The sequence below is a fragment of the Streptomyces sp. NPDC050856 genome, assembly GCF_040653855.1.
Classification (GTDB): Bacteria; Actinomycetota; Actinomycetes; order Streptomycetales; family Streptomycetaceae; genus Streptomyces.
The window spans coordinates 69,891-82,555 of sequence record NZ_JBFAGV010000029.1 but is presented as its reverse complement, the minus strand read 5'-3'; the positions used below and the strand labels follow the sequence as shown (position 1 = coordinate 82,555).

Annotated in this window: 10 protein-coding genes and 3 pseudogenes; 9 read left to right on the top strand and 4 right to left on the bottom strand. The window is 75.2% G+C overall.

All coding sequences use genetic code 11. The features are described from left to right. The first annotated feature begins 446 nt into the window (after positions 1-446). The 3 genes from AB0H53_RS23400 to AB0H53_RS23390 all read left to right on the top strand — a co-directional run bounded on the left by AB0H53_RS23400 (position 447) and on the right by AB0H53_RS23390 (position 1,785). Positions 447-671, top strand: a complete 225-nt coding sequence (locus AB0H53_RS23400) for an acyl-CoA carboxylase subunit epsilon (RefSeq protein ID WP_362116572.1) — start codon at positions 447-449, stop codon at positions 669-671. Between the two features lie 28 nt (positions 672-699). Further along, entirely contained in the window at positions 700-1,203 is a 504-nt protein-coding gene (locus tag AB0H53_RS23395) for a metallophosphoesterase (RefSeq protein ID WP_362116569.1), read from the top strand. Positions 1,204-1,302: 99 nt separating this feature from the next. After that, positions 1,303-1,785, top strand: coding sequence for a hypothetical protein (locus AB0H53_RS23390; RefSeq protein ID WP_362116566.1), 483 nt, complete (start codon positions 1,303-1,305; stop codon positions 1,783-1,785). Between the two features lie 76 nt (positions 1,786-1,861). On the opposite strand, the pseudogene AB0H53_RS23385 reads toward AB0H53_RS23390, so the two are convergent. From AB0H53_RS23385 to AB0H53_RS23375, 3 genes and pseudogenes are all read right to left on the bottom strand, one after another. Beyond that, positions 1,862-2,516: pseudogene (locus tag AB0H53_RS23385) on the bottom strand (maleylpyruvate isomerase N-terminal domain-containing protein). 198 nt (positions 2,517-2,714) lie between these two features. Further along, the gene (locus AB0H53_RS23380) at positions 2,715-3,401 is read right to left on the bottom strand and encodes an HAD family acid phosphatase (RefSeq protein ID WP_362116563.1); all 687 of its coding nucleotides are present in this window, start codon (positions 3,399-3,401) and stop codon (positions 2,715-2,717) included. Between the two features lie 240 nt (positions 3,402-3,641). Further along, positions 3,642-4,604, bottom strand: a complete 963-nt coding sequence (locus AB0H53_RS23375; protein ID WP_362116560.1) for a hypothetical protein — start codon at positions 4,602-4,604, stop codon at positions 3,642-3,644. Positions 4,605-5,447: 843 nt separating this feature from the next. Here AB0H53_RS23375 and AB0H53_RS23370 point away from each other — a divergent pair. The 3 genes and pseudogenes from AB0H53_RS23370 to AB0H53_RS23360 form a co-directional block, all read left to right on the top strand. Further along, entirely contained in the window at positions 5,448-6,728 is a 1,281-nt protein-coding gene (locus AB0H53_RS23370; protein WP_362116557.1) for a haloacid dehalogenase-like hydrolase, read from the top strand. Positions 6,729-7,272: 544 nt separating this feature from the next. Then, positions 7,273-7,851 carry an RNA polymerase sigma factor gene (locus AB0H53_RS23365; protein ID WP_362116554.1) on the top strand — a complete coding sequence of 193 codons (579 nt, stop codon included), beginning with the start codon at positions 7,273-7,275 and terminating at the stop codon, positions 7,849-7,851. A 917-nt stretch (positions 7,852-8,768) separates the two neighbouring features. Next, positions 8,769-9,482: pseudogene (locus AB0H53_RS23360) on the top strand (IclR family transcriptional regulator C-terminal domain-containing protein); the annotation flags it as partial. Positions 9,483-9,668: 186 nt separating this feature from the next. Here the strand turns inward: AB0H53_RS23360 and AB0H53_RS23355 are convergent. Beyond that, positions 9,669-10,166, bottom strand: a complete 498-nt coding sequence (locus tag AB0H53_RS23355; RefSeq protein ID WP_362116551.1) for an AAA family ATPase — start codon at positions 10,164-10,166, stop codon at positions 9,669-9,671. On the opposite strand from AB0H53_RS23355, the pseudogene AB0H53_RS23350 reads away from it, so the two are divergent. The 3 genes and pseudogenes from AB0H53_RS23350 to AB0H53_RS23340 form a co-directional block, all read left to right on the top strand. Next, positions 10,165-10,962, top strand: a pseudogene (locus tag AB0H53_RS23350) (DUF817 domain-containing protein); the annotation flags it as partial. The gene AB0H53_RS23355 and the pseudogene AB0H53_RS23350 sit on opposite strands and share 2 nt — an antisense overlap. A 496-nt stretch (positions 10,963-11,458) precedes the next feature. Then, positions 11,459-11,587, top strand: coding sequence for a hypothetical protein (locus AB0H53_RS23345; protein WP_362116548.1), 129 nt, complete (start codon positions 11,459-11,461; stop codon positions 11,585-11,587). Beyond that, positions 11,584-12,507 (top strand): carbohydrate kinase, encoded by a 924-nt coding sequence (locus AB0H53_RS23340; protein ID WP_362116545.1) that lies wholly within the window; start codon positions 11,584-11,586, stop codon positions 12,505-12,507. Before AB0H53_RS23345 ends, AB0H53_RS23340 begins: the two co-directional genes overlap by 4 nt. Positions 12,508-12,665: the final 158 nt, after the last annotated feature.

Here is a 12,665-nt window from a genome sequence, read left to right as displayed (position 1 = left end):
ACACCGCCGGTCTGCACAACGTGGCCATGACGTCCAGCCCTTTCATCGGTCCTGAACGCAGGATCACCCCACCCACCACCACCCCGCGCGCCGAGCGCACCCCGCACTCCCGCCGCCGGCGCCGCCCGGACCCGGCAGAGGCCAAGGGACACGAGCGCAGGACGGCGTCGCCGGCCCGCCGCGGACGGCTCACCCGTCCGGAGCGGGTTCGCCGTCCGGCCGGCGGTCCCGTCGCCCGGGCGCGCCCCCGTCCGGCCGGCCCTCGCGCCGGAGCCGCCGGAGTCGGCGGGCAGTCGGGGGCGGCGGGCCGCCGCGCTGCCGTGCCGCCGGGTCGCCGAGCCGGCCGGACCCGCACCCGGGCCCCCGCTCCGGGCCGCCCGGGCTCCTGTTCACCCGGCCGGGCGGCCCGGCGTGCCCCACCGGCCCGCCCGGCCGACGATGAGCCAATGCCCCACCACCTGCGCATCGTCCACGGCCGTCCGAACGCCGCCGAGGTGGCGGCCCTGACCGCCGTCCTGACCGCCCTCGCCTCCCGGGCCGCGGCCCAGCCCCCGCAGGGGTCGGACCGGGACACGCGGAGGGCGGACTGGGACCGCCGGTGGCGGGCGCACCCGCCGTCCGGCTCGTGGCGGTCGCGGCTGAGCCTGGCGACGCCGCACTACCACCGCTGAGCGGGCGGAACCCGTACGCTGGCTGGTCGTGCGACTGCTGCTGACGACCGACACCCACGTACCCAAGCGCGCCAGGCACCTCCCGGCCCGGCTCCTGGCGGAGATCGAGCTGGCCGACGTGGTGGTGCACGCCGGGGACTGGGTGGACACCGCCACCCTCGACCTGCTGGAGAGCCGCGCCGAACGGCTGCTGGCCGTGTACGGCAACAACGACGGGCCCGACCTGCGCGCGCGGCTGCCCGAGGTGGCGCGGGCCGAGCTGGCGGGTGTGCGGCTCGGAGTCGTCCACGAGACCGGCCCGGCGCAGGGGCGTGAGGCACGGTGCGCGGCGCGCTTCCCGGACCTCGACGTCCTGGTGTTCGGGCACAGCCACATCCCCTGGGACAGCGAGGCCCCCGGCGGGTTGCGGCTGCTCAACCCCGGCTCGCCGACCGACCGCAGGCGCCAGCCGTTCTGCTCCTACATGACCGCGGTGGTCTCCGGTGGCCGGTTGACCGAGGTCCGCCTGCACGAGCTGCCGCGCCCCGTCTGACGGCGGACCCGGGGGAGCGGGGCCCGGCGACGGCGTTGGTGTGTCCCTGACGTAGAGTGCTGTGCTCCATCGGGGCGGAGTACGGCGGAGGGGGCGGGCGTGAGCGTCCAACTCAGGGAGCGGGCCGGCGAATTGGCCGCACACCTGTGGCGGGAACACACGGTGTACCGGGAGCGGTCCGGGGGTGTGGTGATCCGGGGCGAGCATGTACGCCGGTGGATCAGCCTCGCCCCCGCGGGCGGCCGGGACGAGATCCTGGTGCGGGCCGGCCGCATCCTGGAGGGCGGTACCACGGCTCCGGCGCGTTCCGAGGTGGTCGTACCGCTGTCCATGGGGACCGCGGCACTCGCCACGGCCTGCCGCCGCCTGCTGGCCGAGGCCGCCGCCGACGCGACACCGCGCGTGCCCCGGCCGGACAAGGGCGCCGGCCGTTTCCGGCGCCGGGCGGGGCGACCGGCGAAAACCGGCCGGAGTACCCGGCGGCGGGGGCGCTGCCCCCGCCGCCTTCGGTGGCTGGTGCCGGGCTGTGTCGCCGGTGTGGTCGTGTTCCAGCTCCACCGGCTGGGCCTGCTCGCCGGCTAGCGCCGCGAGCGGGAAGGTCCGCCGGGCCGGCGGTGCGAGGGGCGGGACGCACGACTCGCGGCGGGAGCACCCGGACCTACGGCCGGGGCGTCCCGTCCCAGCGCCACGTGGCCGGACGGGGGTGACCGGGCGGTTCGGCGCGGCCCGTCGCCCACAGCAGGGTGGGCCAGGGGTCCGTTCCCGTCGGAGCGTTCGGGAACAGCCTCGTGAGCGCCCGCGCACACATCGGCGGGCGGGTTCCAGGCAAGCCCGAGACCGTCCGCCAGGTCATGTGTGTGCACCAGCGTCTCCACGATCCCCATCGCGGCGAAACCCTCGGGATCCGACGCCCCGAAGCTGTGGTGGGCACGGACCTGAGGCGGCGTCGTCCGCACCATCGCGACCAGCAGCGCGCCGCTCGCCTCGAGCGCCCGCAACAGTCCGGCGGGTCCGGCCGCCCGGTCCGCGTGCACGGCGTTCACCGGGCCGCCCGGCCGCCGGCTCTCGCACACGAACGGGATCCGGTCGTCCAACGGGAGCGACGCGGGCGCGAGTTGGGTGGCATAGGTGAACAGGTCGTCACTGAGGTGTTCGACGGTCTCCCAGCAGTCCCCTTCCAGCGAACCCGCCTTGGCGCTCCACGCCGTCGCGGGCGCCTCACGGAGGACGGCCACAGCGAGCCGCACGGCACGGTCGAGATGGTCCGCGGTGACGGAGGACGGGTGAAGGGCGGTCTTGGCTGATCGGGACATGGCAGGACTCTTACAGCCGCCGGAGGGGTGACAACTGCGCGGAACGGCGCGGTCGTTGTACCGGTGAGGGCTTGCGTCACACCCGCTGGGGAGGTGGATCGCCCGGCCGGGTCCGGTGCCGGGGCGCGGGAGCAGCGAGGGGCCGGTGCCGGGGCGGCGCCATCGGCGGCCACCCGGGCACCGGCCCGGCACATCACGTCAGGACAGCCGGCCGTCGTAGTCGGGCAGCTTGAAGGTCTTCTCGGCGTGGCCTCCCACCAGGTCGGTGGGCCGGTTGCCGATGTTGGCGATGACGGTGTAGCCCATCGCCTCTATCTCACCGCGCTTCTCCGTCTTGTAGCGGCTCACCTCCTCGAACAGGTCCGGCAGGTCCCGCACGTACAGGCCGGTGACGGGATAGCCGACCGCCCGCAAATTGTGGGCGGTGGGAGCCTGGACGATGCCCGGACGCGCGGTGACGAAGAAGACGTCCACGCCGCGGGAGTGCGCGTAGCGGGCGAGGTCGAGCACGGGCTTGACGGCCGGGGTCGGGTACTCCCAGAAGAAGTGGAAGTCCGTCTCCAGCGAGGTGTTGTCGATGTCGAGGACGATGGCGAGCTTCCGCCCGGAGGGGGCGGCCGAGGTGCGCTGCTCGATGTAGGGCCGGGCGGTGCCGATGACGGCCGCCACATCGCGCTGCCAGGTGCGGTAGTCGACACCGGCGAGGGCCGCGGAACCCGCCTGCTGCCGTGCGGCGGCAGTGGCGTACGCCCCCGCCTCGATCCGCGTCTGGACCGGTGCCGTGCTCGCGGCGCCGCTGGCGGTCGTGGCCGACATGGCCGTGGTGATGACGGCTGTGGCGGCGACGGTGGTCGCGGCACGTGTTCTCCAACGCCGTACGTTCATGGGGGGTGTCCTCCTTCAGCGATGACCGGCTCGCGAACGAGCCCGTCCCGGCCTGCCCGCACAGGGCTTTGGCATGCTCGCGTCCCAGAATGTACGGAGGGAGGCATTCCATCTACTGTTCGGTAGCCATCGGTTGTCGCCGCAGCGCCGCCCGCGCTGCCCACCCGCACCTCGTCCCCGGTCCGCACGCCGGCGGCTCGATGACCCGGCGGTCCGGTGCGGGGGCCTGTCCCGTGCCGGTCAGCTCAGCGCGAGTTCGTACCGGTAGCTGTGGTGGGTGTCGGTGAAGGCCGCCAGGGTGGCCGCCCCGGCGACCGCCCGGTCGTTCCGCTCGATGACGAAGAGGGTCGTCACGGTGGGGTGGGCCGCGCGGATCTCCTCCGCCAGTCGTACGAACGCGCCCGCGAGGTGCTCCGGGTCGACGCCCGCGTGGACCACCTTGGGCAGCCCGGCCTCCTCCTCGCTGAGGATGTCGGCGGCGAGGAGGGCGGACAACGCGCCCTGCCCGTCGAGGAGTTCGACCACCACGCGGCCGTCCAGCCAGTCCTCCACGGCGGTGGGCTGCCAGCGGCCGTCGCCCAGCTCGGCGTCGGCGTGGAAGAGGTCCGTGTACGCCGTCAGCCGCTCCCGCGTCAGGGGCCGGGCCGCCGGGTGGGTGTGCGTCCCGGGCCGTACCCGGCCGGGCAGCGCGTGGGCGAGGTCGGCGCTCCAGCACGTGCTGTACGGCGAACGGGTCGCCCCGTACGCCGCGGCCAGTCGCCCGGCGATGTCTCCGTGGTCGTCCGTCCAGGACACGCCGGGCACCCCCGCCGCACGGGCGAAGGCGACGAGGTCGCCGGTGAGCGCCAGCACCGCCGCGTACTCCTCCTCGTCGGCCGACGGCGGGTTGCCGCCCCGGAGGAGCTCCGCCTCACGGGCGGCCGGCGTCCACTGGATCTCGTGGTCGGTGCCGTGGACGACCAGCTCCGCCCAGGCGAACAGGCCGCCGGTCGCCTCGTCGCGGGCGATGGCGGTGGCCAGGACCCGGCGGGCGTACCCGGCCGGGCACACCGCTCCCGTGTCGTCGTACTCCGTGCCGTCGTCCCCCGTCCCGCCATCTGCTCCGGCCGGCCCGGCGTCGTCCAGCAGGCCGGCGAACGCCTCTTCCTCCAGCCGGTCGCTGATGTACGGGTCGGTGACCAGTTCGGTGGTGAGGGTGCGCATGTGGAGGTCTCTCGGTGCCGGGGACAACGTACGGAGCGGCCGGAAGCGGCCACGGCACCCTCGCAGCCGGGTACGTCGGACTCATGTTGATCCTGTACCGGTGAGCAGTCGGTTGTCCGTCGGTTGTGTATCGGTACGGCCGGGTCGCCGCCCATCGGCACCGCGCGGCACGGCCGGCCCCGTCCGCCGCGCGCGGAGCGGGAACGGAGGCCGGGTGTCGCGTCACCGCGCCGGCTGCTCGGCGATGACGGCGACCGGTGCGTCCCGTTCGTCGCGGTCGATGGTGAGGGCGACGCGGCCGGGGGCGCCCGCTTGTCGGCGGAGTACCGGTGTGCCCGGCGGTGACCGGTCCACGAAGTGGGGTCCCCCCCACGGCCAGTCACGGGTGGTGGTCGCCGTCGTGCGGTGCGCGGACAAGTGTGGTGTCCCCCAAGGGATCTGTGGGTCGGGCCGATACCAACGCGTTGCCGCCGCCGGGGGTGGACCGCCCCGTCGGGTTCGGCCATGTGCGCCGGCCGGGTGACGAGCGGGGGCGTTGGCCACGGTGGCCGGCCCCGACCGGTTGAGACGTCCACCACCACACGAGGACGCCGCCCCGGGTGCCGACGCGACCGCGCCCCGCTGACCGGGCCCGACGCCGAGTGGTCGGGCCATGGGCGCGGTTGACGGGCCGTCGGCCGCCCGGCGGTCCGGGCGGTGCCGTGGCCCGTCCGGTGTGGGCGGGCGCCGCAGGGGCGTGCGCAAACCAGTTGTATGGTCCATGGAGAAGCACCGGGCCGGGCCGGGCCGCCACGGCCGTCCGTCCGGCCGGGGTGGCCAACCGACCCGTACCAGGAAGAGCACATGCGCACGAAGTCCGCCATCGTCGTCGGCCTCGCCGCCGCGGCGCTCGCCGCCTCGGTCCCCGCCGTCGCGGCCCCCGTCCCAGACCCGCAGTCCCGTGCGCCGCGCGCGTACTGTCCCCGGCTCGACGAGGCCCTGCCCTGGTACGGCGACAACCGCGAACGGCTCCAGAGGACGATCGACGAGCGCGGCACCTGCTCGGGACGGCACCACGGCACCCGTCCGGTCGCCGCCTTCGACTGGGACAACACCGTCGTCAAGAACGACATCACCGACGCCACTCTGGCCTGGGCGCTCAAGCACGACAAGATCCTGCGGCCGGCGAGCTGGCAGGGCACGAACAAGTGGCTGAGCCCCGCCGCCGACCACGCCCTCTCCTCGGCGTGCGGCGCCTCCGTACCCGTCGGCAGGCCGCTGCCCACCTCCCGCGACACCGACTGCGCCGACGAGATCATGGAGATCCGCGAGAAGGAGCGGACCATGGCGGGTGAGCCGGCCTTCACCGGCGACTGGAACCACCGGCGTACCGTGCCCGCCTACGCGTGGATACCGCAGCTGTTCGCCGGCCACACCCCCGCCACGCTGACCTCCTTCGCCCGCCGGGCCCGCGCCGAACAGCTCGCCGCGCCCGTCGGCAGCCGGCAGACCGTCGGCACCCACACCGTCGCCGGATACGTCCGCTACTACGAGCAGCAGAAGGACCTCATCCGCACCCTCAAGGCCGCCGGTTTCGACGTCTACGTCGTCTCGGCCTCCGCCGAGCCGATCGCCGAGGCGTGGTCGGGCGGTGTGGGCATCGACCGCGAACACACCATCGGCATCCGCGCCATCACCGACCACGGCCGCCTCACCACCCGGATCAAGGGCTGCGGCGGCGTCGCCGACGGACCCGGCGCGGCCCTGCCGTACATGGACGGCAAGCGCTGCGTGATCAACCAGGAGATCTTCGGGATCAAGGGCTCGGCCGCCTGGCGCCAGCAGGACGCCGCCCACCGCATCACCCTGGGCGCGGGTGACGCCGACACCGATGTGACCTTCGTCGGCGACGCCACCGGTGCCCACCTGGCCGTCAACCGCAACAAGTCCGAGCTGATGTGCCGCGCCTACGACAACGCCGACGGCCGCTGGATGGCCAACCCCATGTTCATCGACCCGCTGCCGCGCAAGGCCGGTCCGTACCCCTGCTCGACCACCGGCGCCACGGCCCCCGACGGCTCGCGCGTCCCGGTCCGGCGCTCCGACGGCAGTGTCGTCCCCGACCAGGCCGACCGCGCCGCCTGACGCGCACGGCGCCCCGACGTCCTCGCTCCGCGCCCGTGCCCCGGCGCCGAGAGCGAGGGCGGCGCCAGGGCGGCCACCCCACTCGCCAGGGGCGTGAACGCGCGAACAGAGGGGCACGGCCCGTCGCGCGCTACCGCTCCGCCGGTTTCCGTGCCCGACAGGCCCGCACGCGGCGGCTGTTTGGGATTGAGTGGGGGCGGGAGCACCCACGTGTTCTCCGGCGGCCGGACTGGGGCAGGCACGCCCGGCACCACCCACCCTCCTGGAAGGATCGCGCCGACGTGGAACCCGTCGACCCAGCCGCCCTCGCCCTCGTGGCCGTGGCCGTGGCCGTGGCCGTGGCCGCAGGCGCAGCCGCCACCCGGCAGGCCGCCACCCGCGCGGCTTCGCCGTTCCCGCGCCCGCTCGGCGGGGCCGGCCGGGCCGGAGCCGTACCGCCGGCCGGCCGGGGCCCTGAGCCGCACCGGCCGGAGCGAGGAGCCCGTCCCTGGCGGGAGGCACGGGCCTCGGCCGGGGCGGGCGCGCGGCGCCCGTGGGGGAGCACATGAGCGAGGCCGAGTTCGACCCCTCGGGAGACCGGTCGGTCAGCGGCGAGCTGGCCGGCGAGCTGCCGGTCGACTTCGCTGCCTTCCACTACCACCACGTGCGCGCCTACCTGCGCTACGCCCATCTGCAACTGGGCTCGCGCCGGGACGCGGTGGAGGTCGTCGACGGTGTGTTCACCTTCCTGCTCAAGGTGTGGCACGAGGCGCTCAGGGAGCCGAGCACCCAGGCCTTCGCCTGGGCGGCGCTGCGTGAAGCGGTCCAGCGGCGGCTGGCCGTTCTGGACCGGCCGGCGGCGATGGTGGAGACCGCCTGGTTCGCGGCGCTGCGCGGCACCACGCGTGAGCGGCTGGAACTGCAGGAGCCCAAGCTCGGGCTGTACACGGCGGTCGCGGAGCTCCCCGAGCGGCAGTACGACGTGGTGCTGCTGGTCTTCCTGGCGGGCCACAAGCCCGAGGACGCGGCGCGGATGATGGGCATCACCCCCGCGACGGTCCGCTCCCACATCCGTGGCGCGCGGCGCGCGCTGTCGCGCAGGCTCGGCGTGGACTGGGGTCCTGGAGAGGGAGTGGACCGGTGAGCGACAGCGCACGGGACGCGCGGGGCGCGGCACGGGAGGTGGCCGCGGCCCTCCGGGACGCCGAGGTCCTGGCCGACGAGTACGCCCTCTTCGACGAGTCGGCGGCGCTCACCCGCATCGCCCGCCGGGTGGTGGCCGACCGGATCCGTGGCGCGGTGGCCCGCCGCGCGCGGGAGACCTCCGGCCGGGGGCCGTCGGTCCCCGCGCAGCAGGCGCCCTCCGGTGAGGACACCCGGCTCCTGCTGGACGCGGCCTGCCACGTACGGGCGGCCCGCGGCCTGGACGCCGTGGCCTGGCGCGTCGTCGACAGCCACGAGTTCACCGCCCGGGCGCTGCACGCGTCGTCCTGGCCCCACAGCGGCGAGGCGGCCCTCCTCTTCGCCTGCGCCCTCCACCTGGGCGGGCGGACGGAGGGAGCCCAGTTCTGGTTGCAGTACGCCGCGGGGGCCGGGTCGCGGACCGCCGCCCGCTGCCTCTACCTGCTGCACCTTGCCCGCGCCGAGGTGACGACGGCACGCCACTGGCACCACCAGGCGTCCCGCCTGAGCCCCGACACGGGCCTGCCGGACCTGCCGGACCTGCCCGCCCACCTGGAGGACGCGCTGGGCGCCTCGGTCATCTGGACCACGCCGCCCATCACCACCCAGGACCTGACCTTCCTGGACGCCGCCGCCCCCCGGCCGCCCCGGCCGCCGGCCGGCCCGCGGCGCTCACTGCCCCGGCTGCTCGGGCGGCCGGTGGGGGCACTGGTGCCCACGGAGGACCCCGACCTCGGCGAAGTGCTCCTGCCCAGCCCGCGGCTGGCCGCCGCGCTGGCCCGGCGCGCCCGGCTGATCCCGGTGAACCTCGCCCGCGACGCGAACGCCTGGTCGCCCGCCGCCCTGCGCGCGCCTTCCCTGACCCACGCCGCCCAGCAGATCCCCGCCGCACCGCCGGCGCCCCCGGCGCACGTGTCCCTGCACCGGGCACTGCGGGTACTGGAGACCGTCGCCCGCCACTCCGGCGGTGTCGGCCGCGTCCAGATCGCCCGCGAGACGCGCCTGCCGCAGTTGCTCCTCGCCGAGGCGCTGGCCTCACTGGTGCGGGCGAACCTGGTCGCGCCCGTCGGCCCCGACGCCTATGCCGCCGGGCCGACCCTCGACCTCGTCGGCGCGGCGGATACGGGCACGGGCGCGGGCAGCCACCTGCGGCAGACCCTGACCCTGCTGTGCGACACGCTCGGCGCGGCCGTGTACCTCGGCCGTTACACCGACGGCGAAGTGGTCATCACGCAGTACGCCGACGGGCCCGCCGCGCCCAAGGTCGTGGAATGGGTCGACTTCCGATACACCGCCCACGCCAGCGCCCTGGGCAAGTGTCTGCTCACCCAGCTCGACCACGACGACCGCAAGGAACACCTGTCCCGTCACCGCATCGCGCGCCTCACCTCCCACACCATCACCAGTGAGCGCGCCCTGTTCCACCAGCTCGACACCAGGCCGCCCGCGGCCCCGGTCTACGACTTCCAGGAGTACGCGCTGAGCAACGTCTGCGCGGCGGTTCCCATCACGCCCGGACCCGAGGCGCAGTGCCTGGCGCTCTCCCTGCCGGTCAGCCACTCCCATCGCCTGCGCCGGGCCGCGCGTACGCTCCAGTCCGAAGCGGTCACCGTGCTGCTCGGCCTGCTGCTGGGCCCCGGGACGGTTCCCCGGCTGCCCGGCACCGCCGAGGCCGCGGCGCCGCCCGCCGCGCCCGGACAGGAGAGGGGGGTGCTCACGGTGTGCCGGTGACCGCGCGGCCCGCCCGTGCGGCGGACCCCACCGGCTCACCGCCCCCGCTCACCGCCGCTCGTCCGGCGCCTGACGCACCAGGAAGCCGCCATGGCCGTCGAACCGCACCTCCAGCACGGTGTCGAAACCGTCCCGGCGCGACGGCTGGCGCAGCCGCCCGAGCGTGGCGAGGACACCGACGTCAGGGACGCGGTCGCGGCCCTCCCGCGCGGCGTTGCGCCGCAGGGAGCCGACGGGGTCGGCTGGGAACCAGTACGCCGTGACGACGGCCCCGTGGTCGTGGCCCGCTGCCACCAACGGCCCCCACTCCAGCGGTGACGGGTTGGTGTTGTCGACCGCCACCGACCGGCCGGCGGCCAGCGCCTGCGCCACCAGGCGCATCTGGCGCCGCTGCTTGTTGCGGGCGCCTCGGGGGAAGAGGTCCTTGCTCACCAGCGCGCAGCGGCCGGCGAGGCACCGCGCGTAGAAGGCCGACTTCCCGGAGGCCTGCAACCCGACCAGTACGGCCACCTCCAGCCCGCCGGACGGCGACATGAGCGGCGACATGAGCGGCACCACCTCACACTGCAACCGTCGTCACCGACGGGTTCGTCCTGACCGTGTGACGTCCATCCAACACGCGGTTCGGCAATTCGTCCTCTTCGGGTGGCAGCAGGCGCGCTGCTGCTCCTTCGCGGTGGCGCTGGTGGCGGGCGTGGCCGTGTCCGGCCTGTTGCCGCGGCTCCCCGTGGCGCGTTACGACCTGCTCCTGGTCTACGGGATCCTGCTGACGGTGGTGGCCCGGCGCCTGGACTGGGACACCGCCCGGGACACCGCGGTGATCGCCGCCTGCCATGTGATCGGGTTGCTGTTCGAGCTGGTGAAGGTGCGGCTGGGCTCCTGGAGCTATCCCGAGGACGCCGTCACCAAGATCGCCGGTGTGCCGCTGTACGGCGGTTTCCTCTACTCCGCGGTCGGAAGCTACGTCTGCCGTGCCTGGCGGCTGATGTCGATCGAGCTCACCGGCTACCGGCCGCGCCTGATGGTGCCGTTGACGGCCGCCGTGTACGCCAACTTCTTCAGCCACCACTGGCTGCCCGACGCCCGGTGGGTGCTCGCCGCCCTGATGCTGCTGGCCACCGCCGGCACCCGGGTCGGGTACGCGGTGGGGAGGCGCCGGTACCGTATGCCGCTCGCCCTGGCCTTCACCTTGATCGGGTTCTTCCTGTGGGTCGCCGAGAACGCCGCCACCCGCGCCGGCGCGTGGAGCTACCCGGACCAGCTGGACGGCTGGCAACCGGTCTCGCTGATGAAGATCGGCGCCTGGTCCCTGCTGATCAGCGTCACGTTCGTGGTGGTCGCCGGACGCCGCCCCGGCCGGGACGGGGCCGTGGACCGTGGTGCGCGGCCCTCCGCCGACGAACCCCCTCCCGGTCCGCCGGCCCCGGTCGCCACCCCGCCGCAGCCCGCCGGCGTCCCTCCCGGCCGGGAGGGACCTGCCGGGAGGGACGCCGGCCCTGAGCGGGACGCCGGCCCTGAGCGGGGCGCGCGGCTCGCCGGCGCCCGTCCGCGCCCCGCTCGGCGACGGCCACCGCGTACCGGCGCGCCACCCGCCTGTGCGGATGGACGACGCCCCTGACCGCGGTGCGGTCGCGGTCGCCGGCGGTCAGGGCCCGCCCGGTGTCCACCGGCCCGTGGCGGTGGGTGGTCGTCGTCGTGGATCACGGTGGACAGCACCGACGGCGTGCACGAGCACGCGAGCGCTCAAGCGAGAAACCTGGTGCGGTAGGTTCGGCGGTTGGCGGCACCTGGAGGGCGGGTGGCGGGGCGTGGCGGGAGGGCCGGGAGCGATGCCGACGATGAGCGATCCGGTGGGGCGCGCCGTCGTGCCGGTGGCCACCGTCTCGCACGTCGTCAACGGCACCCGCTTCGTGCGCCCCACCCCACGCGCCGCCGTCCGCGCCGTCCTGGAGGGACTCGAACCATGATCGTCGTCGCCGGCGAAGCCCTCATCGACCTGGTCCCCGCCGGGCCGGCCGCCGACGAGCTGCCCGCGCTCCTGCCCAAGCGCGGCGGCGGGCCGTACAACACCGCCGTCGCGCTGGGCCGCCTCGGCTCGCCGGCCGCCTTCTGCTCCCGCCTGTCCACCGACCACTTCGGGGAAGCGCTGCTGCGGGGCCTGGCGGCGGACGGGGTGGACACCTCCCTGGTCCAGCGAGGACCCGAACCGACCACACTCGCGGTCACCCACATCGGCGCCGACGGCTCCGCGGAGTACGGCTTCCACGCGGAAGGAACCGCGGACCGCCTCTTCCGGCTGCCGCCCGCGCTGCCCGGGACGGCCCGGGCGGTCTCCTTCGGCACCCTCTCCCTCGTGCTCGACCCAGGGGCCGGCGCCTACGAGGAGCTGATGCGTCGGGAGTCCCGCCGTGGCCTGTTCATCGCCCTCGACCCCAACATCAGGGCGGATCTGATCGCCGACCCGGACGCCTACCGGGCCCGCTTCCGCTCCTGGCTGCCCGATGTCTCCCTGCTGAAGCTCTCCGAGGAGGACGCCGCCTGGCTGGCGCCGTCGGACGACCCGGCCACCGCCGTCAAGGAGTGGCTGACCGCCGGGCCGTACGCGGTGGTGCTCACCCGGGGGAGCCGGGGACTGACCGTGCTGACCCGGGACGGCCTCACGCTCTCCCTCCCCGGCGAGCCGGTGGCGGTCGTGGACACCATCGGCGCGGGAGACACCGTGAACGCGGCCCTGCTGCACAGGCTCGGCACCCACGGCGCCCTGACCCCCGCACCGGAGCTCACCGTGGAGCGGTGGCGCGACATCCTCGGCTACGCGGCTCGGGCGGCGGCGATCACCTGCACCCGGCCCGGGGCGCAGCCGCCCTACGCCTCGGAACTCGCCTGAGCGGGTAAGGACCGGGCCGGCGGCTGCCGGCCCGGTGGCCGGTGCCCGTCCCACCGCGGCCGCCCGGTGGCCGGTGCCCGTCCGCCACGGGGGCCAGGTGGCCCATGCCCGTCCCACCGCGGCGCACGCACGGTGAGAGGACGCCGTCGGCGGACGCC

Excerpts from the sequence above, each read along its gene's own strand:
- AB0H53_RS23355 (WP_362116551.1), bottom strand. The coding sequence starts at position 10,166 with ATGTCGCCGCTCATGTCGCCGTCCGGCGGGCTGGAGGTGGCCGTACTG.
- AB0H53_RS23380 (WP_362116563.1), bottom strand. The coding sequence starts at position 3,401 with ATGAACGTACGGCGTTGGAGAACACGTGCCGCGACCACCGTCGCCGCC.
- AB0H53_RS23365 (WP_362116554.1), top strand. The coding sequence starts at position 7,273 with ATGAGCGAGGCCGAGTTCGACCCCTCGGGAGACCGGTCGGTCAGCGGC.
- AB0H53_RS23375 (WP_362116560.1), bottom strand. The coding sequence starts at position 4,604 with ATGCGCACCCTCACCACCGAACTGGTCACCGACCCGTACATCAGCGAC.
- AB0H53_RS23400 (WP_362116572.1), top strand. The coding sequence starts at position 447 with ATGCCCCACCACCTGCGCATCGTCCACGGCCGTCCGAACGCCGCCGAG.
- AB0H53_RS23340 (WP_362116545.1), top strand. The coding sequence starts at position 11,584 with ATGATCGTCGTCGCCGGCGAAGCCCTCATCGACCTGGTCCCCGCCGGG.
- AB0H53_RS23345 (WP_362116548.1), top strand. The coding sequence starts at position 11,459 with ATGAGCGATCCGGTGGGGCGCGCCGTCGTGCCGGTGGCCACCGTCTCG.
- AB0H53_RS23370 (WP_362116557.1), top strand. The coding sequence starts at position 5,448 with ATGCGCACGAAGTCCGCCATCGTCGTCGGCCTCGCCGCCGCGGCGCTC.